Source organism: Labrys sp. HAY1-8F, from assembly GCF_056754975.1.
In genome coordinates, this window is record NZ_JBPGWZ010000001.1 from 158,583 (window position 1) to 184,330 (window position 25,748).

19 protein-coding genes and 2 pseudogenes are annotated in these 25,748 nt (G+C 56.6%); 6 read left to right on the forward strand and 15 right to left on the reverse strand.

Features of this window, described 5'->3' with window-relative positions:
* Nucleotides 1-14: 14 nt before the first annotated feature.
* Together ACR9ZN_RS00755 and ACR9ZN_RS00760 are read right to left on the reverse strand one after the other, a co-directional pair.
* Nucleotides 15-764 carry an electron transfer flavoprotein subunit beta/FixA family protein gene (locus tag ACR9ZN_RS00755; protein ID WP_481271041.1) on the reverse strand — a complete coding sequence of 250 codons (750 nt, stop codon included), beginning with the start codon at nucleotides 762-764 and terminating at the stop codon, nucleotides 15-17.
* A gap of 32 nt (nucleotides 765-796) precedes the next feature.
* The gene (locus ACR9ZN_RS00760) at nucleotides 797-3,238 is read right to left on the reverse strand and encodes a GcvT family protein (protein WP_481271042.1); all 2,442 of its coding nucleotides are present in this window, start codon (nucleotides 3,236-3,238) and stop codon (nucleotides 797-799) included.
* Between the two features lie 93 nt (nucleotides 3,239-3,331).
* Between ACR9ZN_RS00760 and ACR9ZN_RS00765 the strand changes: the two genes are divergently transcribed.
* Nucleotides 3,332-4,288, forward strand: a complete 957-nt coding sequence (locus ACR9ZN_RS00765) for a LysR substrate-binding domain-containing protein (protein ID WP_454818641.1) — start codon at nucleotides 3,332-3,334, stop codon at nucleotides 4,286-4,288.
* 74 nt (nucleotides 4,289-4,362) lie between these two features.
* Here ACR9ZN_RS00765 and ACR9ZN_RS00770 read toward each other — a convergent pair whose 3' ends face one another.
* The 6 genes from ACR9ZN_RS00770 to ACR9ZN_RS00795 all read right to left on the reverse strand — a co-directional run bounded on the left by ACR9ZN_RS00770 (nucleotide 4,363) and on the right by ACR9ZN_RS00795 (nucleotide 8,785).
* A complete protein-coding gene (locus ACR9ZN_RS00770; RefSeq protein ID WP_454818639.1) occupies nucleotides 4,363-5,097 on the reverse strand; it encodes an aspartate/glutamate racemase family protein in 735 nt (244 codons plus the stop codon).
* A 64-nt stretch (nucleotides 5,098-5,161) separates the two neighbouring features.
* Nucleotides 5,162-6,001: an ABC transporter substrate-binding protein gene (locus ACR9ZN_RS00775; protein WP_481271043.1), complete on the reverse strand. Its 840-nt coding sequence runs from the start codon at nucleotides 5,999-6,001 to the stop codon at nucleotides 5,162-5,164.
* A 23-nt stretch (nucleotides 6,002-6,024) separates the two neighbouring features.
* Entirely contained in the window at nucleotides 6,025-6,687 is a 663-nt protein-coding gene (locus ACR9ZN_RS00780; RefSeq protein ID WP_481271044.1) for an amino acid ABC transporter permease, read from the reverse strand.
* Nucleotides 6,687-7,325, reverse strand: a complete 639-nt coding sequence (locus ACR9ZN_RS00785; protein ID WP_454818635.1) for an amino acid ABC transporter permease — start codon at nucleotides 7,323-7,325, stop codon at nucleotides 6,687-6,689. Before ACR9ZN_RS00785 ends, ACR9ZN_RS00780 begins: the two co-directional genes overlap by 1 nt.
* A 2-nt stretch (nucleotides 7,326-7,327) precedes the next feature.
* Nucleotides 7,328-8,092, reverse strand: coding sequence for an amino acid ABC transporter ATP-binding protein (locus tag ACR9ZN_RS00790; RefSeq protein ID WP_454819349.1), 765 nt, complete (start codon nucleotides 8,090-8,092; stop codon nucleotides 7,328-7,330).
* A 384-nt stretch (nucleotides 8,093-8,476) separates the two neighbouring features.
* A complete protein-coding gene (locus ACR9ZN_RS00795; RefSeq protein WP_481271045.1) occupies nucleotides 8,477-8,785 on the reverse strand; it encodes a hypothetical protein in 309 nt (102 codons plus the stop codon).
* A gap of 152 nt (nucleotides 8,786-8,937) precedes the next feature.
* On the opposite strand from ACR9ZN_RS00795, the pseudogene ACR9ZN_RS00800 reads away from it, so the two are divergent.
* A pseudogene (locus ACR9ZN_RS00800) lies at nucleotides 8,938-9,132 on the forward strand (prepilin-type N-terminal cleavage/methylation domain-containing protein); the annotation flags it as partial.
* 87 nt (nucleotides 9,133-9,219) lie between these two features.
* Here the strand turns inward: ACR9ZN_RS00800 and ACR9ZN_RS00805 are convergent.
* Nucleotides 9,220-10,407 (reverse strand): helix-turn-helix transcriptional regulator, encoded by a 1,188-nt coding sequence (locus tag ACR9ZN_RS00805; protein WP_454818631.1) that lies wholly within the window; start codon nucleotides 10,405-10,407, stop codon nucleotides 9,220-9,222.
* 249 nt (nucleotides 10,408-10,656) lie between these two features.
* Here ACR9ZN_RS00805 and ACR9ZN_RS00810 point away from each other — a divergent pair, with 249 nt between their 5' ends.
* Both ACR9ZN_RS00810 and ACR9ZN_RS00815 read left to right on the forward strand, forming a co-directional pair.
* On the forward strand, nucleotides 10,657-11,373 hold the full coding sequence (locus ACR9ZN_RS00810) for a response regulator transcription factor (protein ID WP_454818629.1): 717 nt from the start codon (nucleotides 10,657-10,659) through the stop codon (nucleotides 11,371-11,373).
* Nucleotides 11,374-11,963: 590 nt separating this feature from the next.
* Entirely contained in the window at nucleotides 11,964-12,758 is a 795-nt protein-coding gene (locus ACR9ZN_RS00815; RefSeq protein ID WP_481271046.1) for an outer membrane protein, read from the forward strand.
* A gap of 44 nt (nucleotides 12,759-12,802) precedes the next feature.
* On the opposite strand, the gene ACR9ZN_RS00820 is transcribed toward ACR9ZN_RS00815, so the two are convergent.
* Nucleotides 12,803-12,931, reverse strand: a complete 129-nt coding sequence (locus tag ACR9ZN_RS00820; RefSeq protein WP_454818625.1) for a ribonuclease E inhibitor RraB — start codon at nucleotides 12,929-12,931, stop codon at nucleotides 12,803-12,805.
* A gap of 12 nt (nucleotides 12,932-12,943) precedes the next feature.
* Here ACR9ZN_RS00820 and ACR9ZN_RS00825 point away from each other — a divergent pair.
* Nucleotides 12,944-13,164: pseudogene (locus ACR9ZN_RS00825) on the forward strand (IS5/IS1182 family transposase); the annotation flags it as partial.
* Nucleotides 13,165-14,097: 933 nt separating this feature from the next.
* Nucleotides 14,098-17,643: an autotransporter outer membrane beta-barrel domain-containing protein gene (locus tag ACR9ZN_RS00830; RefSeq protein ID WP_481271047.1), complete on the forward strand. Its 3,546-nt coding sequence runs from the start codon at nucleotides 14,098-14,100 to the stop codon at nucleotides 17,641-17,643.
* Nucleotides 17,644-17,936: 293 nt separating this feature from the next.
* Here the strand turns inward: ACR9ZN_RS00830 and ACR9ZN_RS00835 are convergent, their stop codons facing one another.
* The 5 genes from ACR9ZN_RS00835 to ACR9ZN_RS00855 form a co-directional block, all read right to left on the reverse strand.
* Nucleotides 17,937-18,545 (reverse strand): L,D-transpeptidase, encoded by a 609-nt coding sequence (locus tag ACR9ZN_RS00835; RefSeq protein ID WP_454818621.1) that lies wholly within the window; start codon nucleotides 18,543-18,545, stop codon nucleotides 17,937-17,939.
* Between the two features lie 601 nt (nucleotides 18,546-19,146).
* On the reverse strand, nucleotides 19,147-20,031 hold the full coding sequence (locus ACR9ZN_RS00840; RefSeq protein ID WP_481271048.1) for a hypothetical protein: 885 nt from the start codon (nucleotides 20,029-20,031) through the stop codon (nucleotides 19,147-19,149).
* Nucleotides 20,032-20,772: 741 nt separating this feature from the next.
* Nucleotides 20,773-21,972, reverse strand: coding sequence for a low temperature requirement protein A (locus tag ACR9ZN_RS00845; protein WP_481271050.1), 1,200 nt, complete (start codon nucleotides 21,970-21,972; stop codon nucleotides 20,773-20,775).
* Between the two features lie 164 nt (nucleotides 21,973-22,136).
* The gene (locus ACR9ZN_RS00850; RefSeq protein WP_454811859.1) at nucleotides 22,137-22,910 is read right to left on the reverse strand and encodes an SDR family oxidoreductase; all 774 of its coding nucleotides are present in this window, start codon (nucleotides 22,908-22,910) and stop codon (nucleotides 22,137-22,139) included.
* 763 nt (nucleotides 22,911-23,673) lie between these two features.
* A complete protein-coding gene (locus ACR9ZN_RS00855) occupies nucleotides 23,674-25,746 on the reverse strand; it encodes a sensor histidine kinase (protein ID WP_454818615.1) in 2,073 nt (690 codons plus the stop codon).
* Nucleotides 25,747-25,748 lie beyond the last annotated feature (2 nt).

Consider the following 25,748-nt stretch of genomic DNA (forward strand, 5'->3'; position numbering starts at 1 on the left):
CAATCCTTCTCGGCTCAGATGACGCCGGCTTCGTTCTTGAGCTTGTCGACCAGCTCGGCCACCGAGGCGACCTTCTTGCCGGCCTGGCGTGCCGGCGGCTCCACCGTCTTCACCACGGTCAGGCGCGGCGCGATGTCGACGCCGAGCGCTTCGGGGCTGGTCTCGTCGATCGGCTTCTTCTTCGCCTTCATGATGTTGGGCAGCGAAGCATAGCGCGGCTCGTTGAGGCGCAGATCCGTGGTGATGATCGCCGGCAGGTTGAGCGTGACGGTCTGCAGGCCGCCATCGACCTCGCGCGTGACGTCGACCTTGTCGCTGCCGACATCGAGTTTGGAGGCGAAGGTGCCCTGCGGCCAGCCCAGCAGCGCCGCCAGCATCTGGCCGGTGGCGTTCATGTCGTCGTCGATCGCCTGCTTGCCGAGGATGACCAGGCCCGGTGCCTCATTGCCGATCACCGCCTTGAGCAGCTTGGCCACGGCGAGTGGTTCGACGGTGGCGTCGGTCTTGACCAGGATGCCGCGGTCGGCGCCCATGGCAAGACCCGAGCGCAGCGTCTCGGCCGCCTGGGCCGGACCGATCGAAACAACCACGACCTCGGTCGCCTTGCCGGCTTCCTTCAGACGCAGCGCTTCCTCGACGCCGATCTCGTCGAAGGGATTCATCGACATCTTCACATTGTTGAGATCGACACCCGTGCCATCGGCCTTGACGCGGATCTTCACATTGTAATCGACGACCCGCTTCACGGGCACGAGCACTTTCATTCTTAGATTTCCTGAGTTTGGATTCCGCGACATCACATGCGGCTGCGAAGGCCTTGAGGATCATAGGGCGACTCTGAGATCACCTGCGCCCTGCGCATATCGCCTAGGATTGGTACTTCGAGCTTTGTACCTGGATTGGCCAGTTCTACCGGCAGCAGCGCAAAGGCTATGTCGTGCCCAAGGGTATAGGCATAACCGCCGGACGTGATGCGACCGACAAGCTTTCCACCGTGATAGACGCCTTCGTAGATAAGCGAACTCGCTCCGTCGGTATCTATAGAAATCGTAACCGAACGCCGGTGGATGCCCTGCGCTTTCTGGCAGATGAGTGCCTCACGGCCAATGAAATCGGCCTTATCCAGCCGGATGAAACGATCCAGACTGCTTTCCCAGGCTGATATTTCTGGATTCATATCGCGATACATGGCGCGATAGGATTTCTCCAGCCGCAGCGATTCAAGCGCGTGCAAACCAACTAATCGCAAGCCATGCGGTTCGCCTGCTTTCAAGAAAGCGTCAAGAAGGTGACGTTGGTAGCAGAGCGGGTGATAAAGTTCCCACCCAAGCTCTCCCTCGTAATTGACGCGTAGCAGGCGAACGTCGCTTGCAAGCCCGACCGTGCCAGACTTGACGCTGAACCAGGCAAAGGCCTCGTTGGTAAGATCAATCTCGGTGAGCTCCTGAAGCACATCGCGGGCCTTTGGCCCCACGATCGTGAAGCAACCGCGCTCGTTGGTTACGTTCCGCAGTTGTACGCTGTCGTCCTCGGGCAAGAGCCGGGACAGGTCATCGAAATTCCAGCGCTCTGCTCGAGGCGTCGAGACCAGATAGAATACGTCGTCGGCAAGCCGCGCTACGACATACTCGGCCTGCACGCCACCCGACCGCGTCAGATGATGACTGAGATTGACTCGCCCCGTCTTTGGCAGGCGATTGGCGAGAATGCCGTCGAGCCACGTTTCAGCCGCGGGACCGGATACCTCGAACTTTGTCATCGGAGTCATCTCGACCAGGCCAACGCCATTGCGGACGGCATGAACCTCTTCGCCGACATATTTTCCCTTCTCGGTCCAGCGCCAGCTGTACTGATCCTGGGCTTTTACCCCCGCCGGCGCGAACCAGTTCGGCATTTCCCAGCCATTCAGGACACCCCAGACGGCGCCACGCCCGGTGAGGATGTCATAGGAGGGAGCCGTCTTTTGCGGACGGGCGGCGGGCATATCCTGCCCTGGATAATGCTGCTCGGCATGAGTGCCCCAGCTTTCGCGGACCTTGCGGCGTGTCCATTCCTTGTTCGCATAGTCGCCGAACCTGCGCGGATCGAGTTCGGACGTATCCAGGCTGTTCCCACCCTCGACGATCCGCTCGGAGAGGTAGTAGCCGATCGCACCTCCCCAAAGGATACCTCCAGGCACGCCTTCGGCGAGCCAGACATTTTCCAGGCCCCAGGCAGGCCCCATCAGCGGCAATTCGTCGGCCGTCATCTGGAAGGGACCGCGTACATTCGCCTTGATGCCAACCCGGCCGAGCGCTGGAACGAGGTCCATTGCGCGCTCCCAGTTCCATGCCACTGCGTCGAAATCCTCCTCGACGAGATCGGCCCCGAACCACTGTGGAACGCCATTCTCGGCGAAGAGCTTGAGATGCTCGGTCTTTTCATAGGGGCCGAACATCAGGCCGTCGCCCTCTTCGCGTAGATAGCCTTCGAAGGCCTCGTCGCGCAGGATCGGCATTTCCCGCAGGCCCTCTCGCTTGCGATCCACGATCTCCGGAACCGCATCGGTGATCCAGTACTGATGAAGGATCGGAATGGCTGGAATCTCCAACCCGAGCATCGCGCCGGTCTGCCGGGCATAGTTGCCGGTCGCGGAAATGATATGTTCACAGACGATGTCGCCCTTGTTCGTCAGAACTTTCCATTCGCCGCTTGTAAGACGTTCGAAGCCGCGCACTTCGGTGTTGAGATAGACCTTGGCACCGCGATCGCGAGCGCCCTTGGCCATAGCCTGGGTCACGTCGGCGGGCGCAATGTGCCCATCATCGGGGTGATAGAGTGCACCGAGCGTCGCATGATTGTTCTCCAGCAGCGGCCAGAGCGCCTTGATTTCCTGCGGGGTTACCAACTCGGCCCGAATACCTTGGACCTCGGCCACACTCATGTAGCTCTTGTATTCATCGAGGCGATCGCGCGTATTGGCGATCCGGAGCTGACCGCATTTGTGCCAGCCGACATGCTGACCCGTTTCGGCTTCCAACTGCTCGTAAATCTCAATCGTCTTGGCGATCATGCGACCGATATTGATGCTGCGGGCATAGGAAGGGATAAGCCCCGCGGCATGCCAGGTCGATCCAGCGGTTAGCTGCGTGCGTTCCAGCAGCGCGATATCGGTCCAACCGCGCTTCGCCATCCCATACAAAATGGCTGCTCCAACACAGCCTCCACCTATAACGACCGCCCGAGCGTGAGTTAGCATGAAATTGCCCTAGAAGTGATTTCGGGCAAGATTACAAAGCCACGCATCAATTGTGATGTTGTAAAAAAATGCGCCAGGACATAACCTGAATTCATGCACCGACTTCGATCCCTTGTACCCTCCGCGAATTATCTGTTCGTCTTCGAGGCGGCAGCTCGACGCCGAAGTTTCACGGCTGCGGCTGATGAGCTTAATGTTTCTCAACCGGCCGTAAGTAAGACGATCAAACTTCTGGAAGAAGCCACGGGTCTGAAGCTATTCAGGCGTGAAGGTGGACGTTTGGAGCTTACCGCCGAGGGACATAAACTCTACAGGGAAACGCAGCAGGCGTTCGATCATCTGCACATGGTGTTAACGTCGCTGCGGAGCAAGTATTCGAACGATACCGTCAGGGTATCGTTTTCCGCTTCGTTCGTGCAGCTGTGGCTTTTGCCACGTCTCAAAGGTTTCAAGGCCCAGCATCCGGACATTACCCTGCGCATCGAGGAAAGCGGCCGCGATGACCAGGACCTCAATGAAGAAGATATCGATATTTCTGCGCGGCTGGGCGATGGACAATGGCCAGGGCTGCATTCATGGCATTTCGTGACAGAAGAGGTTGCGCCCGTTTGTAGCCCGGACTATCTGATGGAGCATCCCGCTCTCACCAGCGCTGCTGATCTACCGAGCCACCAATTGCTGCACTTCGAGGAACGGCACCGTACACGATTGAGTTGGCGGGAATGGTTTACTCACCAAAGCGTGGACTTGCCGCGCATTCGGCAGGATTTCGTCTTTACAGATGCAATTGGATCTATCGAGGCTGCTGTCCTCGGCCAAGGCATAGCGCTGGGCTGGAAACATCTCGTTCACGATCATGTCGAGGCGGGGCGTCTGGTTTTCCCGATCGACGCCGTCTACCGTTCGGGTAAGGCGGTCCATCTCATCATGCCAGCGCAACGTCCCGCCAAGCCGGGAGCGATGTTGTTTCGCGATTGGCTGCTTGAACAAGGAGCCGACGTGCCTATTGGAAAGCCTGGCGCGGCGGTGACATTCGCGGCGAATGGCTGACTTGGAACACGCTCAAAAAGGGCAGGGCGGGGAGGTGCCCGCCTTGGCTAAACCTACGATCCGTCTCAGACGCTCTACATACTGCCAGAATAAGGCCGGCGATCAAGGCTACGCTGGACATAATCGATCATCGTGATGAAATCGAAGACCGGCCGCCCGGTTGCAGCCTGTATAGCGAAAGCATAGGGAGGCAGATCGCTGCATTCCAGCAGGATTGATCGCACTTCGGGATGCTGCTTCACCAGCTGGCAGGCCACTTCGATCACCTCGCGTTCGATCTTGTCAGAATCAAGCGTACCCTTTTCTTTGAGAATCGCCTCACGAAATTCCGTCTGCCCTTCCATGCCGGCGATTGCAAGGGGAATGTCGCCGGGCACCGAGCAGGCTGAAAAATGTCGTGGCGTAAGTCGTGAGGCGTCCGCCGTGATGATACCGACACTGCCGCCGCAAAGCGCATGCATGAAGGGTATCTGCATGAGGCTGGAAAGGAAGACCGGAATGTCGACCGCTTCTGCCACTTCTTCCTGGAAGTAAGCCATGAACCCGCAGGCACCGGTGATGGCCCGGACACCTCTGTCCCTCAATTCGACCGCAGCTTCCACGAAAGCTTCCTTCAGAGCCGGATCGCGCTGGTTCAGCAGCCGATCGATGGAAGCGCCACGCACCTCCTGGAACCGCACGGGATAGTCATAGGTGGTTGCGTTGCCGACATTGCCGGGAATGCAGGGATAGGCGGCATCCAGTATGAGGATGCCGATCTGCTCGCCGTACCAGGACTGGGACTTGCGCCGAACCTTGTACACACTCATCGTTATTGTCTCGGTATCATCTGAAAAAAGGAGAGCAGAAAATAGTTCTGCTCCCCTGGCCTGATTATTGAACCAGGCGCGGAGCGCCGGTATCGGCTGCGGTGCCGTCGAGACCGTAGGACTTCAGGATCTTGACGATGGTGCCGTCCTGATGCATCGCCGCGATATCGGCATCCAGGGCCTGGCCAAGGTCGATCGCCTTCTTAGAGTAGGGGAAGGCGGCCTGAGCGGCTTCCTTGGTGGCTTTCACGCGATCATCGGGTGCGGCGATCTCGACCTTGACGTCCCTCAATGCGCCTTTCTGTGCGGCGACGACGCCGGTGGAATAGCCATCGACGGCAACCTGGATACGGCCCGCGAACAAATCCTGCTGCATGTTGACCGAGTTAGGATAGAGCTTCAGCGAGGATCCCAGCATGGTCTTCAGGTCGGCGACCCAGAGATAGCCCTGGACGGTGCCGACCTTCTTGCCTTCCAGGTCCGCGACCTGCTTGAAACCTTCCTTCGAATAGATCGCCATCTGGTCTGTATAGAGGGGCGCGGACAGGCTCATGACCTTTGCTCTTTCCGCGGTGCGATACCAATCGCCGGTCGTGATGTCGGCCTGGCCAGAGAGGATGTACTGGATCGCTGCCGCAGGATCGACAGCCACGGCTTTCACCGTCAGGCATTCTCGCTTGGCGAAATCGGCGGCGATGTCTCCATCGATACCTTTCATCGTACCAGTCTCGTCCATGAACGAATGCGGCGCGTAGGTTGTCACGGCGACGGTCAAGGTTCCAGGTGCGATGGTGGCGAACTTATGCTTGGGCGTGCAATCTTGCGCCGACGCGAGTTGCACGCTTGCGGTCAAGCCAGCAACAACTGCCAAGATCGTATAAGCCTTTGATTTATTTGAAGGCACGCTGGGCTTCCTTTCGATGCGGGTTAACGTTGGGCATAGAGGCCCGCCCGCCTCTCAACATGACTGACGAAGAGGGCGGCTGGTATCGAGACGCAGGCGTAGAGGGCGCCAGCGCACAGAAGAGCTGGAAAGTATCGGAATGTGGTCGAGCCGATCTCGTAGGCACTGCTGATCAGTTCCGGCAGTGCTATCGCGAAGCAAAGCGATGTACCCTGGAAGATAAGGATCGAAAACCCCAATAGGGCCGGCAGGGCGACGCGCAAACTCTGAGGCAGCAGGATGAAGCGCAATTCGTCTATTGGGGTGAAGCAGAGCGCCTCCGAAGCTTCACGCTGGCCCTGCGGTATGGACAACAGGCTGGCCCGCATGATCTCACTCGTATAGGCGCCGGTATTCCAGGCCAGGGCGATGATCGCGGCAGCGAATGACTCGATCGTGAAGTTCAGGCCCGGCAAGCCGAAATAGATGAACTGCAACAGCACCAGCGCGGGTGCGCCGCGCCCTACTTCGACGAGAAACAGGGAAAGAGCTCGCAGGGCCTTGTTGCGGACCATCACGCCGAGGGCGAGCAGGAGGCCGAAGGGGATCCCGACAAGAAGGCTTAAGGCCGTGACCTGAAGGCTGACGGAGAAGCCCGCCAGCAGTTGCGGCATCCACGAAATGATTTCGTCATATGTAGGAAACATCAGCGTGCCACCTTGCTTCGAAGGGCGGCATCCGCTTTGCGCGAAAGCCAGGCCACCGGCAGGCTCAACAAGATGTAGAAGAGCCCAACGATCGCGAAGATCTCCAGGCCCCTGTACGTCAATTGCGAAAGCTGGTTGCCCTGATAGGCGAGTTCTGCCACCCCTATGGTGGAGGCGACAGCGGTTTCCTTCATGAGGCCGATGAGGTAGCTCGCGGTCGTCGGTATCGCTACTCGCAGGGCCTGGGGAGCCACAATGTCCTTCATTGTCGACCAGCGACCGAGGTCGAGCGCAGCGCATGCCTCCCATTGGCCGGCGTGGACCGCATTCAGCGCACCGCGATAGATCTCCGCCATGTTGGCGCCGGCGATCAGGCCGAGCCCACACAAGGCGGCTACGAAGGGGCTGATCGGAAAGTAGGACATCCCGACGCCAAAAAAGATGATGAACAGCCAGAGCATCGGCGGTATTGCCCGAATGATCTGGATGGCGATCAGGGTAGGCACGCGCACCAAGGCCAGACGGTTCATACGCGCCGCCAGAAGTGGCGCACCCAATATCGCTCCAATGATGAAGGAGCCCAGGGTCAGGGCTGCCGTCCAGGCCAAGCCCCCGAGAAAGATCGTTGTATAGGCCATGCTCATCGCTCATGCACCGCGCGCAAAAATCGCTGCGTCCGTTCATGCTGCGGACTACGCATGACTTGGGCCGACGGGCCTTTTTCGACGATCCGGCCATCTGCCATGATCATGACCGTATCGGACACATTCTCGGCAAATCCCATTTCATGCGTTACGACAATCATCGTCATGCCGCTGTCCGCAAGTGTGCGCATGACCGCGAGCACTTCGAGCCCTAGTTCGGGATCAAGAGCGGAGGTCGGCTCGTCGAACAGCATCACTTCCGGGTCGAGCGCGAGTGCGCGGGCGATTGCAATGCGCTGCTGCTGGCCACCCGAACAACGGACTGGAAACTGGGATGCCTTATCGGCAAGTCCGACGCGGCTAAGCAATTGCAACGACCGCTCGTCGGCCTCGGCGCGCTTTCGCCCTAGAACTCGTTCCTGAGGGAGGCTGACATTCCGAAGTACCGACATATGTGGGAAGAGGTTGAAGGACTGGAAGACCATTCCAACCCGTCGGCGCAGGCCGGACAATTCCTCGCGGGAGACTGGCCGTGAGGCGTTGATGGTTGTTGGTCCAACTGTAATCGTGCCGCCGTCCGGCCGCTCCAGATAATTGACGCATCGGAGCAATGTGCTTTTCCCAGAACCACTCGGGCCAATGATCGCAAGGACTTCGCCTGATTTTATTTCAAGGTCGATTTTGTCGAGGACCGTCAGTGCACCATAGTGTTTACTAAGGGAATCAAGACGAATAAGTGGATTGTTATCCTCTTTTTTCATCGTCTTACCTTCCCAGCATTGATACGGTAATTTGTCGTATATCTATAATACTAACAAATTTATGCGCACCGGCAGTCATATAGTTACTCCCCTGGACTTAATATTTATATGAAACAGGAAAGTAAATTTTATAATAATACTACTTTCCTATTTTTGATTTTTGATTTTACTTGATGTTTTTACTTCTGTTTCAAAGCGGGTGTAGCATGAGTGACCGAGGTGGAGGAGTAGGAAAAAAATGCGCCGATACATATCCTCAGGTTATGCATATTCCTTTGGAATTCCGGGGTGCTCTCCAAGTTGGCTTCCACGCAGAACTGACCCGGGTGGGGCATAATTTCCATAGAGAATTGGCTCTGTCGCACTTTTGCTGAAGCGGAATGGTCAGGTCACGCCGATCAATCGCGCCTGTAGCACATCGAGTTTCGCGCGTCCGTACATCTGGCGTTTGATGAGTTTCAGGTGCTTGATCTGCCCCTCAGCCTGCACATTGGGCCAAGGTGAAAGGATAGCGTTGCAGACTGCGACAATATTCTTATCGAGCCTGGCAAACGATCCAACCAGGCTATTCTTGGTCGCCTCAAACCATCCATCGAGCTTTGTTGCCGCCTTCGAACGGATCATGGATTGGAATTCGCCGATGGCGGTGCGAGCAACCATGAGTTCCGGGACGTTCACTTCGATCGCTGTCACGAAAGGTTGTGTGAATTCGAAGAGGCTTGAATTGTCGCCTGCGAAGTAGTCGCGTTCAGATTACTTTGCCTTCGATTTTTTCGCGCTCCATGAATAGTCTCTGTTCATCAGAGGCGCAGGAAAGTACTGTTGGTAGAGTGTGAAATTTCACTGTGACTAGAAATCGAGAAACCGCCTTCACCCTGATCGAAGCTCTTGTCGTTCTCGTCATCATCGGCCTGATCGTGGGTCGGGTGGCACTGCTCGTGCTGAACGACCTCTCCAGCCCCAAGAAGAAGGCTGCCCATCTCCAGGTCAAGGCCCTTTCCAATGCGGTCGACCTCTATTACTTCGACACGGGCTGCTATCCTGCTGCGACCGAGGGCCTGCAGGCCTTGGTGCAGCAGCCGGTGAGCAGCGGCCCTTACGCGCGCACGCCACTTTTGTCCTTGATGTTATCGGCCGTTAGCTCGGCGAACCGGTGGGACGAGGCGCCTGACAAGCGCAACGAGATCACTCTGCCGCGATACACCCATCTTGGCAAAGATGTGTTCGCGATGTGTCCGGGCTGTCGCCTCGCTGACTTGCAGCGCCGCCGCCGCCTTACGGAGTGTCGCTCCCATCATCAATTGCTCGAGCTGACGTATCTCAGCGGGGGTCAAACCGAACGTGCGGGCGACAGCCCCTAGATCGGTCGGCAGCGGGGTAGCGTCGAGTGCGATGAAGACGGCGGCCGTTGCCTGGGGCACGAGCCGCGTTCTGCGCTGTCCGCGTGCAAGCGGCAGAATATGAGCGATGGCTGCGACCCCATCGGCCTTGCTGAGAGGCACCCCCAACCCTGCCTCCGGGAGCTGCGTTTCGTCTTCCTGGGCCATCGCAATGGCCTTGCTCAGTTCGTCAGATACACGAGAGTCGAGGGTGGCCAGACATCCGTCGGAAGCCAGGATCGGCGTTCTCGCATCGAGCATGCGGCGCGCCGTTTCATTGGCGTGCACAATTCGCCCCTTGCCCGTAACGATGACGACACCGGCTGTCACGCTGTCGAGGGTTGCTCCGAGAGCCTGCTGCTCCAAGGTTTTCATATCCAGAAGATCGCTGATCGTCACAGCGCGCCTGATATGCGGGACCAATATTCGCCCGATTACTACCTCGCGGTCGGTATAGACGCCGGTATCCCTGTGGCGGTTGAGGCCGATATGCGCTTGCCGGGTCAGGCTATTGATCAATGTCAACCCAATCGAATCGACGATGCCCTGCGGCTCGCCCCATTCCTTGAGCATTGGTGATTGAGACTGGATCTCCGGGGGTAGATGCCGCGAGAATACCTGCGGTTCGTCGAGGGGCATGTCGCGGAGGGCCGGCAACTGCTCCCAGGATGCCATCTCTTCCCCATAGAGCGGAAAACGCTCCAGCCAATAGGGATCGATCCCAATGGTCTTGATGAGCGAGGCCCTGCCACCGACAAGATCGATCATGGTCAGCGAGGCATTGTGGGCGCGCAGCATTTCTTTGATGCCAATCAGCATCGACTCCCACAGACCAGGGTCAAGAGCGCAATCATAAATCGTGCCGATGAGCGCCGATAGTTCTTCGATGGAGGGAAGATCCTCTACTTTCGAGGCTCGATCTTCAAAGGAATCCATCGAGTTCAGCATAGCATAGTGGAGCAATATGAGAGATGAGAATCGTTGTTGGCTGCCGCTAGCTAGACTAACTGTTGCATCATTACAACGGTGCGGCGGATTCGCAACCAAAAATAGGGTCTATCGGATAAACATCCGATGCATCGGCGCTCCGCCCCTGAGCATAAAAACGGAACGTGGAATTGAGTCCACCCCGCGCCGCGCTGATTTTTGCGAGAGGGCGTAAAGTGCCGGATAGAAGGTGGATAGATGTCCGCGAAGGAGACTAGGCGAGGTGATGGCGCGATCACTCCACTCGTTTATCTTGTTGATGACGATGAGGATTTTCGCGATGAAATGGTGTCGGGGCTATCCAGACTGGGCTTGAACGTACATGGATTTGGCAGCGCTGCGGGCCTGTACCGGGCCTATGCTGCCCTGCCATCCGAGATCGTGATCCTCGACCTCAACCTGGGCGATGAAGACGGCCTGTCCATAGCGGCGCATTTGCGAGCATCGCAACGGATCGGCATCATCATGGCCACGGCGCGGGGGTCTATCGACGACCGCGTTGCCGGCCTTGAGAAGGGCGCGGATGCCTACCTCGTCAAGCCCATCGACGTTCGGGAACTGGCTGCCACGGTGGGGGCGGTCCACAATCGGCTCAACAGGGATCGCACGGTGCCCGCCCCCCCTCAGGTCCTGCAGTGGGCCCTGGTGGAAGGGGGGTGGACGCTCACCGACGGCCTGGGCCACCGCCTGCGCCTGACCGTCTCCGAGCAGCGCCTCTTGGGATGCCTGTTCAGGGAGCGCGGCAACACTGTCGAGAGGAGCGTACTCGTCGAAGCCATGGGCGCGGACATTTACGACTTCAACTACGCCCACCTGGATACCATCGTCAGTCGCCTGCGCCGGAGGGCGACAAAATCCAACATGCTCGTGCCCTTGCATGCAATTCGCGGACTGGGTTTCACTTTCGCCGAATAGGAAAAAACGAGCTTACTTTCTGCAATTAAAAAGCACCTCCGGATTGCGGGAAAGTTGATGATAGGAGAGCCCTGATAGTCACCTGCGGCTTCATTCCCAACTTTGCCTGTCTGTCAGAAGTCATTCCCTCCGATGATGCTGTGTGACGCCAATTTTTTTCCAGACTCGCTAGCTGCGAGCGCATCTGGGATCGCCGGTTTCACCAAGTGGCGCGTAATCGAACACTCCTTCCCAACAATCCACTCTGTATCATCTCAAAAAACCTCTTATCTGGCATGCGAGCGATATTAGCCGCCCTGTTTGGGGGGCTCTCTTCAACAGCGCGGAGTTGGCAGCCGGAGCAGGGCGAGACTTCCAAGCCATCATCGCCCTCGCGGCCGCCTCCATTTTGACCAATTTCGTTATGCCGCCTAAGGCAAAACGCTATGTCATATAGTGACATTGTGTGAATGACTGTGAAAGTAAATATTGAAATCAAGGCGAGTTTATTTTGAATTCCATTAAATTTTACTCTGATGTTGCTTATATATCACAGCAAAATTGCGGATAAATCTATAAGAGTAAGAAGTCAAATTCTTGGGGGGATTTCCATGCGTTCCGTGTATCATACCAGTGCAATCTTTGCCGTCTTGTTGGCGTCGACAGCCACTTCCGTTTTCGCTGCGGATCTTTCGCCCTCCCAGCCGTCTCCCCGTCCCCCTGTTGTCGCCTACGATTGGTCCGGTCCTTACGTTGGTATTCATGCCGGCTATGGCTGGGGCAGCGAGAACGACAATCAAAGCCGTTATTTCGGCGGTGGGGGCCCCATCGGCGGCGGCATCATAATAGTCGGCGGCGTCAATGTGACCAACGTTGGGTCGATTATGGCCGACAAATTTAACGTTGACGGCTTCGTGGGCGGCGCTCATGCCGGTTACAACTATCAGATCAACCAATTTGTCCTCGGCATCGAGGGAGACGTTGATTATTCCGATATCAAGGGGCGCCACATATTCAACGGATCGGTGGGGACGGGAAGCCTCTCACTCGACAGCAAGTGGCAGGCCTCGGCCCGCCTTCGTGCGGGTTACGCAATCGATAATCTGCTTATTTATGCGACAGGTGGCATCGCCACCGGTTCTGCCGAACTTTCGACAACCGGCTATAAACTGCTTATCATTGACAATAATTGGTATTTGCGGCGCATTCGCGGAAGCTCAAGCGAGATTCATATCGGTTGGACTGCCGGGGCGGGTATCGAATACGCATTTACCGAGAATTGGATCGGTCGTGGAGAAGTCCGCTACACTGATTTCGGTAAGAAAGCATATGATACGCCGCTGGGATCTGTGAAGTCTGGATGGGATCAGACCACCGCGACTCTCGGCATCAGCTATAAATTCTAATTTCTTGCTCTGTGTCGAAATTAGGTAGCGAGCTCCTAAACGGATCAGACACGAAAGAAACCCCAGCCATCTGCTCGGCCGTGATGCGTTTGCGCCAAGGCGTGCAATCGCTCCTCTGGGTCGGTGATGTTCTCTCGGGTTGGGTCATATTCTTCGGTGTCGTGACATCCCACGGGTCTTCTTCGCGCTCGACCTGCTACAACGCTTCGTACGAGGCGGAAGGCGGGTGTTTGAGATCGGATCATGGGTGCCGTTGCCGCTACCTATGACGATGGTATCCGGATGATCGGCAGCATATCCGTCTGCGTCCACCGGCAGGGCGCGACGGAAAAAGGGGAATCGAGATCATTGTCTCGGTCGGTCCCGGGGCGATCTCACGAAGAAATCCACGCGGGTCGCATCAGGTGGTCCCTTTGCGAGAGGGGCGCGATGGCCAATATTCCGCTCAGACCGGCGCCGCTGCGGCGCTGGACAGGCCGGTCGTCGCCTGCTCTCCCATCCAATGGATGGGCTGAAATTCAGGGCTACGCGTTCCGGCTCGTGCAGAGGGAGATCAAGCGGGCAACGCTGTCGGGATTCCGAAAGGTATCCTGCCTATTCCGCCGTGTCGAAGCAGGCACCTGATGCCTGGGACCCTGTCGCAGTTCAGTTCACCCAAACGAGGAGGCCGGTTCCCCTTCCTCGATGTCGGCTCATCGAGTGCAGCCAGGATCAATGGAGGCGGCTTGGGTAGAATATTGTCCTCGATATGATTAGCCGCTCCTGATGCGAAGCTTAACTGGTACGTCATTTCTGCAATGATTTGTTTTAATTTTAGTTGAGCAATATATATATTGATGTTATTGTATCTAGAATTAGAAAATATTATTTTCTATATCAATATTTTTAAGTTAATTCTAAAATTAATTAGATAATATATTTAATTCGGGAATTTTCGTTCGAAAATGGCCGCTAGGATAAGAATTATCGTTCAAGTTCCAGTGATTCACGTATTAGGCAATCTTAGGATGACACATCCTGTCACTAAATGACGCTTAAATTCGCTTTTGCATAAAGAAATTGTTGCATGATTGCATCGTTTTCGAAAAAAATACAAACAATAGGGAAATTCATTTCACAAATGGCGCATTATAGTTAGGCATGATGCTACCAATGATAGCCGCGTAAGCGATTATTTGAGTGTTGTTTTCTGTCTAACGTTCAGGAAACCCAAGGGGCAAGTGCAATCATGACAAGCAGGGCACGGGGGAGCGGATCGGCGCGGATGGTGGGACGCACATCGGTGCTTCGCCACTTGCTTCAAGGATGTAGTCCCCGAGCGCTATCCATAGAGAGCGTGTTGTTCGCGACAGTGTTGGCGGCAACCGCAATGCCGTCCCAGGCCCAGGCGCAATGCGCCCCTGCGGCAGGGCCGCTCAACATCTCCTCCGGCAACAGCTGCGTCGATTCGAATGCAACCGGTACGTTCGACCGGTCGAGCGGCACCACGGATGTCGTCAACGTCTCCGGCGCAGGGAGCCAATACACCGGCATCCAGGTCAATCTGGAGGCGACCGGCCCCGGCTCCGGCGCGCATGCAACCGACGGAGGAACAATTCTCCTGAATGGTAGGCCGGAATCCGATGGAATATACCATGACGATGGCAATTACGCCCGAGTTGTTACAGTGGGCGCAGGCAGCCATGGCCTCTATGCCGACAGTGGCGGTCAGATCGCCGTAAATGGCGCCAGGGTTCTTACAGGTGGTGCTGGCGGCCACGGTATTTATGCGACCGGGCCCGGCAGCAGTGTGAAAATGAACTCCGACGGCGTTCAGCTGCCACCCGATACCGGGGTCACTGTGGTGCTCACAACCAATGCCAACGCCTATGGCGTTTATGCGACCAGCGGTGGAACCGTTGAGATGACGGGCATGCCGGATCGGGGCGACACTATTATGACTCTCGGTGCAGGCAGTTCAGCGCTTGTCGCCGATTCCAAAGGCTCGATCACCGTCAACACCATGCTCGCTTTTGTCGATGCGGACAATACGGCGGCTATCACAGTTTCGGACGTCGGCAGCAGCGTGGTCCTGAATACCAGCCAGATAAATACTGCAGGTAACAACAGCGCGGGGATGATCGTTTCTAATGGAGGGGTGGGCACTCTCAACGGGGACAGCAGGGTCACAACCGGCAGTGAATACAAACTCATCGATAATTCGGCTGGACTCATCGCTCAAGGCCCCGGTAGCACGATTCAGGTCAACGACCAAAGTAGCGTGTCCACCTATGGTACGAACAGTGCGGGGGCGATCGCCCAAGATGGGGGCGCAATCGCCTTCCAAGGCTTTGGCATTTTTACCTATGGAATTGCATCGGCTGGCGCGGTGGCGGACGGAACCGATGGCAATGGAACGGCCAGCCAGGTTACCCTGACCAATGCGATCGTCCGCACGACGGGCCCCTCCAGCGCCGGTCTCAGCGTCATTGGCGGCGGCTATATCAAAATGATAGGCGGCCCAAACAGCGAAATCACCACCGGCCTAGCGGACGGCTTTCAGTACGCAAACGGTCAGTATACACAGGCTGATATCGGCAAGGACGCCAATGGCGCAAATGTAATCGGGGCCGGAAGCAGGTTGGAAATCGATGATACCCGCATCACCACAAATGGTGACGGTGCCATCGGTGTCGCGGCCGACCAATCGGGTATTGCCACGATCACCGGCGGCACGATCACCACTAAAGGTGACCAGACCGACAGGGCTGCCGATGGCGTCTGGGCAGCGCACAATGGCAAGGTCACTCTTACCGGGGGTACGGTTGTAGACACCTCCGGCGCGGTCGCCTCAGGCCTGCACGCGGGAGAGCTGGGCGAAATCGACGCCACGAATGCCACGATCGCGACCCACGGCGCGGGGGCGTTCGGTGCCCTGGCCGACGCGGGAGGAGCGGGGAATAACGGAGGCATCGTCAAGATTGTTTCTTCCACCGTCACCACGGATGCAGCCGCTGGCCTTTCCGTCGCCGGAAATGGCCAGATAACGACGACCAATACGGCTGTGACGGCAGGGGGGAACAACTCGTCGGGCATTCTGGGCACCGGCGATGGCAGGGTGACGATGACCGGTGGCTCCCTGAGCGCCACGGGTGATCTGATCAGCGGCACCGCAGGAAACGTCGTCGCCGATCTGACGGGCGTCGCCCCTACGACGGGCAGCGGTATCGTGGTGCACGCCCTGGGCGGTACCACCAGTGGTATCTTTACCAACATGGCGCTGACCGGCAACGTCGTGGGAGACGTGGGCGCCAGGGCCAACGCAATGCTGAAGTCCAGCGAACTGACCGGTGTTGCCATCAATGCCGACAACATGACTGTCGATGCCAACAGCACCTGGAACATGACGGCGAGTTCCACGGTCAACAGCACCGCGACCAGCACCACCAACAATACTGGGTTGATCGTCTTCACACCGCCTTCGGGCGGCGCCTACAAGACGTTGACGACTTCGAATTTCGTCGGAGGTACAGGGGGCGCAATCGGCACGGTCGTCCTGAATACCTATCTGGGCAGCGATGGCTCGCCGTCAGACCAGATCGTGATCGACGGCGGCACGGCGACAGGCTCGACGGCCCTGACCATCGTCAACAATGGCGGCCCCGGCGCGGCGACCATCCAGGACGGCATCGAAGTCGTGCGCGTGGAAAATAACGGAACGACGAGTACCGATGCCTTTCATCTCACCAGAGCCGTTGCCGCGGGCGCCTATGATTACAATCTGTTCAGAGGTGGCATCGCCCCCAATGTCGAGACGGATCAGAACTGGTTCCTGCGCAATGTCGGCCTGAACGAGTCGACGCAGACCGTTTTGCCCTATGCGCAGATCCTGAGCGATTACAGCTTCGCAACACTGGGTACGCTGCAGCAGCGTACCGGAAACCGGGTCTGGCCGAACGGCGCTCCTCCGGAGACAATCTGGTGCAAGGACCCGGCCCAGAACTTCAAATGCAAAGTCAACGGCGAGCAGGCCAGCGTTTATGCCAATGGCGGGCCGGTGATCTATGGCCAGGGCGCCTGGGGGCGTATCGGCGGGCAGTATTCGTCTTTTGATCCGAAGATCGGCTCATCCTACACGCAAAGCCTTGGCTTCATGCAAGCCGGGTATGAGGGCACCGTTTACGAGACCGCCACGGGAACGATGACGCTGGGTGCCTATGGCACCATCGGCACCTCGCGTGCCGATATCGACATCACCCGCGATCCCGCAACGGGCGTGGTGCGACCCAAGGGCAAGATCACGACGACGGGCTACGGCATCGGCGCCAATCTGACCTGGCTCGGCAATAATGGCTTCTATGCCGATACCATCGCCCAGTTCACCTGGTACGATTCGAGCCTGTCCAACAAGCGCGGTGGAAATAACCAGGGATGGTCTGGTGCCGCCAGCGTCGAGGTCGGCAAGCGCATGGATCTCGGTTCCGGCTGGGCGCTGGTGCCGCAGGCGCAGCTTGCCTACTCGCGCGTGAATTTCGACCAATTCACCGATGTCAACGGTGCTAGGCAAAAATTGGGCGAGGGCAATTCGCTGCAGGGTCGTATCGGCGTCAGGATCGAGAACCTGTCGAGCTGGCAGAACGCCAACAACAAGACCGACCGCCTGCAGGTTTATGGTATCGGCAACCTCTCCTATCAGTTTGTGAAGGGCACCAAGATCGACGTAGCCAATGTCTCGGTGCAGCAGCAGAACAAGAGATTGTGGGGCGAGGTCGGGCTGGGCGGCACCTATGCGTGGAACGATGCCTGGAGCGCTTATGGTGAGGCCGACTACGCCGCCGCACTCTCCTCGGGCGCCGGCGACAACTATACTGTCAAGGGCACGCTTGGCATACGCTATAACTGGTAGGCAGGCCTTCTACCTGCCTCGGAAAGGATAAGTTCAGAGGCGCGCGTGAATTGCTTCACGCGCGCCTCATCCGCATCGATCCATATGCGCATCCTGGCGCAGTTTTTCCCGTGTTCCCTGGCAGAGGTGTCGACCAAGGCGAGGCAACATTTGTGGCGCCATCGATCCGCGACACAGACATAGTTGCTCACTGGGGTCGTTTATGTGTGGGTCAAGTCCGGCGAGGTATTGGAAAACGCCCCTGCTTTCGGCGAGTTGGGCTGAACAGTATTTGAGCCAGAGCCGCCTTTGCTCTATTCCACGATCACCTTGGCGCCGATACGGGTACGGGCGTAGAGATCGATGACGTCCTCATTGAACATGCGAATGCAGCCGGAGGAGGCCTTGGTGCCGATGGTCCAGGGCTCGCTGGTGCCGTGGATGCGGTAGAGCGTATCCTTGCCATTGACATAGAGATACATGGCTCGAGCGCCGAGCGGATTGTCGGGGCCTGGCGGAATGGTGTCGGGCATCCCGGGTGCCTGAGCGAGCATTTCGTCGGTGGGATACCAGGATGGCCACTCAGTTTTGCGCTGAAGATCGGCCGCGCCCTTCCAGGCATAGCCCGCCTTGCCAACAGCGATGGCATAGCGTCGCGCCTTGCCATCGCCTTCGATCAGAAAGAGCTTGCTGGCCCCGGTATCGACAATGATGGTACCGCGAGCTTCGCCGGAAGGGTAGTTCACATCTGCGACGACGAAATCGGCTGGAAAGCGGGCGCGGTTGATGAGACGCACCGGATAGCGTTCACCCGAAAAGTGCGACGCGCCCGCGGATGCGGGATGGCCGGTGTTCGCGCAACCGCCTAGGCCGCCTGGCAGGAGGCTGAACAGAACGATCCAGGTTATTGTCGTGATTCTCATAATAATACCTTGCAGGAAAAATCTAGAAAGAGAGTAATTTACTTTACACGGTATCATGACTCCAGATATTTTCTAAAATTACAGAAATTATACGGTATATTCGGAATTGTTCGAAGTATTGTTTTCACGATAGTAATCATTTGCGTCGCGCTTCTGCGGTTCGAGTCATCTGAATCCAAAGCTCGCCGCATAAGGTCCCGTCGACCTTCTGGCAGAGGCGCTCGACAGGGGAGGGAATTTCGTCGGCGGATGTTGAAGCCGCGAATGTCGGCGCGAAGTGGGTATGATAGCGTAGCCCGCGTGCCAACCAGGCCCTGGTCAACGCGGTTTATGCGTCGCGGTAGTTGTCCGTGACAATGTGGACATCAAGGTTGAGCGGCATGTTGGCGTCGATCTGCTTGAGAAAAATTCAGAAACTCAGCGACGCGATGTCGATTGTAGCACTGAATTAGACAATTCGCGTCTGGGGAATACTCTCACAAACACATGCGGCAATACCGCCAACTCCGCCTGGTGAATCGACTATTTTTCGATTTGCCCAGTAGTTTGTTTTTTGGAGATGTCCAGCTGTGTTTCCACGCGCTCCCATGTCTCGCGGGCGTTAGGCCTTGCTGCCGGCATCGATCATGCCCTGGCGTAACAATGCCATCTGCAGGGCGATGAAGTTATCGGTGAGTTCGAACAAGCTTGCATGAATCTCGATCGCGCGCCCCCCCGAACCATGCAGCGTTACATACCCTGCTTTGGCGGCATTCTCGATCACGCGATACACGTGAACCCGTGAGACGCCGAAGCAATCGGCGACGGCGCCATAATGGAAATGAACGGTGCGATCCTTCGGAATCCCCCCTTTCATTTCCTTTGAGACTAATTTGAGCAGGATCTCGAAGCCGGCATCGCGCGCCATAAACGGACGAATCTCCGGCACGAGATCGACCAGCGTGCCGTGGAACTCGAAATAATTGTTACAATAACGAGCAAGCTTAACAAGAAAGGCATCGTCGATGTCGATGTGGCGAGTGGCACCCAGGGGCTCCTGCAATTGCGTGAGCGCCTGCAGATAGGGCGAAATTATCTGCTTGCAGATCGTGATACCAGCGCGCGTCACCTCCAAGTGTTTGATGCGCTTGTCGCACACATCCTTGATTTGGCGCAGATAACCAGCTTTACACATCGTCATCAGCAAGGCACTGATGCGGTTGCGTCCGGCCAAGCCGTGCGCGCTGCAAAAGGTCTGGATATCCGCGACCGTTATGCCCGCCGACAGATCGTTCGGCGACGCGGCAAAATGGCGGCTCAGCACGTGAGCTCCGACCATGAAACGGATCTCATCCGTCGCCATGTGAACCAGGGGCAGGTTCGCCTCGAGGAAAGATACATAGCGGCGGGCAAAAACAGTTCTCGCTACCCCGAAGTCTGAATGTGTCCGTATGGTTCGGGCGTCTGCCAGGATGGTTGATTGGCAGTTTGGCGATGAAATATTCATGTATTTTTGTAAGATGGGGATACACACATTGTGAATCTGCCAAACTCAATTAGAGATCTTGCACTTCTGCTATGGGTATTTATGTTGTTTCGAGAAGTGAGGGGCATATCTTACGCACGTTTCCAAATTGTGCGGAGCGTCCGACGCTGCTATCTTTTTGAATATATTTTTGCCGGTTTGCAATGACAGATAATGTCAGTATATGTCACATAATTTCAGATTTTTCATTTTCACATAAAAAATAAGATATTCTTTAAAATAGATAGATTTATGATTTTTATCATGATTAAAGAAAGTGAAGAAATAATTCTAATATTAATTAAGAAAATCATGTAAAAATTATCAAATTTCTCTATGTAATATTTAAAGTTATACAATCAAATATATATTTAAATAATATTATGGAAATTATTCATACTGTTGGAGGTTTTTGCTAGAAATATTGATTTTTATACTTATTTTTCCTGCTGCATCCGAACCGCGATGCGGTTTACCGCATCCGCAAGGGCCGAAGGCCTTAACCGACTTACGCTTGCCGTCCCGCGCAGCCAACGCAGTCGTCCGCTTCCGCTGGCCTTGCTCAGCGACTTCGATGGCGCTTCCCAATCCGCGACATTCTCGTTTGCTGGCGTTGAGGGCATTTACTAGGAAAGAAATGGCGTTTCGAGCTGATTCACGTACAGTCTACTTTTTTGTGCAACGATCATTAAGTATCGAAGACACTCAAGAGACCAAGATTTTCTATGCTGTCTCGCGACGTCGTTGGTTGCGTCGCTTGAGCATCAATCGACCTTCCCAAAATCCGAGCGCCAGCAAGGTGACGCAGGCCATCCAGGCCATAGACAGCGTGTCCGCCACCGGTACGAGACCAATCACGGCCAGCAACAGGATGGCGCCGATCAGATGCGAGCGGGGAACACGGCCGTAGACCACCTTCTTGTAGATCGCGCTGCCGAACAGATAGATGACCGGTCCGGCGATCAAGGCGATCGCATGGGCCCAGGGTGGCGCTTCGCGGGGGTGGGCAAGCACCAGATCGTTGCCGACCGCGCCGACGATGATTCCCGCGATCAGGATGGCGTGGATGTAGTGGAAATAGGCACCGATCCGGCCGGGATCGTCGGATCGCTCGATGGTGCTGGTGGCATCCTCGCTTGAGGTGCCAAAATACAGCCACCACATCGCGACAGTGGTGAGAAAGGCGGCGAGCAGGGCCAGTAGCACTGTCCCGTCCCAGTCCTGGGCGTCGGACAGGGTAGCCCCGGTCGAGACCAGTGCCTCGCCGAGCGCCACGATGACGAAGGCCTGGCAGCGCTCCGCCAAGTGGCCGCCTTCGATGGTCCAGTCTCGCGTGGAGGAACGCCCCAGGCCGGGCAGCGGGAAGCCGAACATCGGCGCAAGATATTCGCAGGCGATCGCGATGAGCCACAGCGTCATGCGCCATTGCGGGAAGACGAAGGCACCGGCGATCCAGAAGACGGCCGCGATCGCCAACCAGCACAGCATGCGCCGATAATTGGGCGCCAGGGGATGATCCGCCGGCAGCCGCGAGACGATGTAGGTGGTGCGGCCGACCTGGATGGCCACATAGGCAACGGCAAACAGAGAGGCACGTTCGCCGAAGGCTCCGGGAAGGGCGGCGGCCATGACGAGGCCGAGCAAGGTCACCGCGAAGATCAGCGAGCGGATGGCTGGCCTCTCCGGGTCGAACCAGTTCGTCACCCAGCAGGTATATTGCCACCCAAGCCAGACGGCGAACCACAAAATCAGGGTCTCGGCGACCCCCTGCGCATCGAGATGCCCCAGCAGCTTGTGGCTAAGCTGGGTCACCGCGAAGGCGTAGACGAGGTCGAAGAACAATTCCACCGCGGTCACGCGCGCATGCTGGCCGTCGCGCTGGCGTAGCAGAGGATGTAATTTTTCACCGGCGGAAGGGCTCATCGCCACCATCACGAAAATACGCTCAGCGCCTTCGCGATATCCTTGCTCGCATGGGCGGAAAGACATCGAGAAGCACATCGGGATTGCCGATCAGCATGGCCTTGGTGCTGCTGAGGGCATCGAACCCGGCAGCGGCGGGCCACTGACCCGCCGCTGGATTTGCTTTACTTGGTGGTGTAGCCGCCATTGACGAGGATGGTCTGCCCGGTCATCCACCAGCCGTCGGAGACGAGGAAGCGGATATAGGGCACGATGTCCTCGATGTCGGTGAGGCCGGTCTTGGAGAATTTCGACAGGGCGCCGGCGCTCTTGTGATAGGCGACGGCATCCGCGCCCTCGGCCGGATAGAAGAAGGACGTGTCCATCGGACCGGGACCGATGGCGGTCACCGAGATGCCGCGCTCGCCGAACTCCTTGGAAGCGGCTCTCGTGAAATGCTCCACCGGCGCCTTGGTGCCAGCATAGGCGGCATAGAACGGCGTGAAGGCGCCGAGCAGCGAGGTGACGAGCGTGCAGATCTTGCCGTTGTCGTTGAGGTGCTTGCCGGCTTCCTTGAGGAAGAAGAAGGCGGTCTTCGAGTTGACCGCGGTCATCTCGTCATACTCGGCCTCGGAGATCTCGACGAAGGGCTTCTTGAGCACCTTGCCCACGGTGTTGACGGCAATGTCGGGACGGCCGACGGCCGCGATCGTGTCGGCAAACAGCTTCTCGACCGCGCCGGCCGAGGTGAGGTCGCCCTGGAAGGCGACGCCCTTGGCACCGGCCGCGTTGATGGCGGCAACGGTTTCATCGGCCGCCGCCTTGGTGGCGGCGCTGTTGTAGTGAACAGCCACCGCCTTGGCGCCCTGCGCCGCCAGATCGCGCGCCAGAAGCCCGCCCAGATTCTTGGCGCCTCCGGCAATCAATGCCACTTTTCCCTTGATGCTGTGATCGGCCATGCTGAACCTCCTTTTCACGAGTGAATCTTTGGTGACGGCCAGCTTATCGTCTTGAGTTTCGATATAAAGTTACCCGTTAGAACATGATAGCCCGTGTCCCAATACCAATCTGGTATTAGGTTCTGGCCGCATTGATCTTTTCCCGCGTTATTCCTGTCACTTCCTGTCGCTTCCTGTCTCTGCATCGCCCAATACTGCACCTTGTATCGGCGGAGGACGCCATTCCACGACAAAAGTCGGCTACCCGCCGCCGAAGGTGGAACTATACCTGTTGTGATCAGTCGCGAACTTGGAGCTTTTTTTAACGATAAGTGATGAAAGTTGCCGCTTTCGGTTGGAAGAAAGGGCGGAACTCGCCGGTCGGAACCGTGCGACGCAGCCCTGCCAGCTCGCTGTCGGCGCAAGTCTTGCTGCCCCCACAAATCAGTGCGACGTCGTTCTCATGCGTTTGTTCAAGGAGAGCGACCTCGAGCCGGCCACCAGGGCGGAAAACCGCCAGCCTCTCCTCCTGCAATCCAGTGCCGTCGTCGACAGCCCCCATCACGGGATTGGTGGATCAGATTGGAATAGTCCAGTTAGACCTCAATCGACCTGACTATCGCGATGGCGGCTTGGCTCAATACGGCGCAGAAGCGGCAAATGAAACGCTTGGACAATATCTCTGGTGTTTATGCATAATCGAACAGAATCCCAACGAAGGGGAGATCCAGAGATGATTTGCTTACTTTCAGGCTTCGATGTGAAATGATCAGGTGCCTCACGATCAAGAGGTTCCTTTCATGAGAGGCAGCGAGAGACAGAATGTGGAGCCGCTCAGGTCGCCAGCAGCCAGTATGAGGTCCCCACCATGCTGGCGAGCAATTTCCCTTGAAATGTAAAGCCCCAAGCCGGAACCATTTATTCGTTGCCCAGCCGCGCGGTAATATTTTTGGAATATGCGTTCGCGATCGTTTTCGGAAACGCCAATACCATCGTCTATAACGTCGATGAATACAGTATCTTCGTCCGACAGTAGCTGTACTGTCACGATCATACTCTCAGCCGAATACTTCAAGGCATTCTGAATGAGGTTCAACACCGCAATTTCCAGTAAATTGGGGTCGCCTTTCACCATCGCTTCGCCGCCCCGAACAAAGCGTACACGCGTGGCCGCGGTGTCATCCAATCCTGCCTCGGCGGTATCCAGAATTTCGTTCAGATCGAACACCTCGAGTATCGGGAACGACCATGCTTGCCCTGTATCGAGCCGCTCTTCAGCCAGAACGTTTTCAATCAGCATCGACATTCTCTCGACGGCCTGCCGGATCTTAGCGGCACGCATCCTGATATTGTCGGTGTCCCCTGCGGCAGAGAACGACAGATTATTGGCGGCGGCCAAGATCACCGCCAGAGGATTGCGAAATTCGTGCGATACCAGAGCAACAAAGTCCCGTTGCTGAGCCAGGGCATCATTGACGGAAGCAAGTGACTGCCTGAGTTTCATTTCAAGCAGGTGGCGCCGCTCCATCTCTTCCTTGAGCGATGCGTTACTTTCCGCAAGTTCCGCGGTTCTCTCCTGCACCTTGGCCGTCAATTCCTGTTCGGCGAACCGCGACAGGGCAATGACGCGATCCTTTTCCTTACCCAGACTACGCTCGGCAAGCCGAGCTCGTTTGGCGACGGCGGCGCTTAGCAGCACGAGGTGAATCAACGTCCCCCCTGCCAATAACCTGGCCAGGGAGCCGTCAATCCGCAGCGGGTTGGATCCGGTGTACTGCAGCTGCATCACCGACAGCAGGCATATTACACTCAAGAATGCAACTGCCGACAATAAATATTGATACTCCCGGCGAAATACGAGAAGGTATATTGCAAATAAAGCAACGAAAGTAAGAGAAAGTTGCTGCAAACGGGAAACAAAAAAGCCAACGTCGCCATAGTGTCCAGCAAGCGCGAATATCAAGGCAACGCCGTTGAGGAGCGCGATGCCTTGAGAGATACGCCATGCCAAGATCGAGTGATCGCGAAATTCGAACAGCCTTTCCAAAAACAACATCATAAATATACTATACAGGCAGACGATGATGCCCCAGCTTCTGCGGACTATCTCTGGTTCCAGGAAAATCAATACATCGGACGAATACCCCATATGGTATACGCTAATTAGTCCTGAAACTAGAAGAAGTGCGGCATAAATTATAAATAGATTTTCTCTGAGCCAAAAATAATACAACAAGTTCGCAAATATCATTGCGAGAATTGCGCCTACTACGACTCCAATAATCCAATCATTAACCTTAATGTAATTTTCGTATCCTGTTTTCTGCCAAATATTCAATGAGGTCGTGATCGAGGTCGATGACTGCAGCCGAATGTAATAAGCGGTCGCAGCAGGGGGGACGGAAATCCGGAAAACGGCGGAATAGGCGTCGGCCCCCTCTTCAGCCTCCAGATGAAAACGGCTGGGGGGTACGGCTGCCAGGCTTCCGGTTCCATCCGGGGCGTAAAGGGTGACGTGCTCGATCAAGGGCCTTTCGATCTGCAATAGCCACTGACTGGAAGCTTCCGGAGCGGACAGGGAGAACCGGACCCAGACCGCACCTTTTCGATATCCCTGGGTGAGCATCGAAGGAACGGGAACGAACTGAATATTGGGCTGTCCTGAAACGATATCCTCGATGGTGAGCGCGCCACTCGGATCTTCGAGGACGGCGAGATGGCCACTCAGGGAAACCGCGCCTTTGATGCCGTCCGTCGACTTTAATGAAAGACCCCATGAGGCTTGCACCACAAAACAACTAAACAAGATAGACAATGCAACGATTAGATGGGATCGGATGCGGGGAAAGTGCGACATGG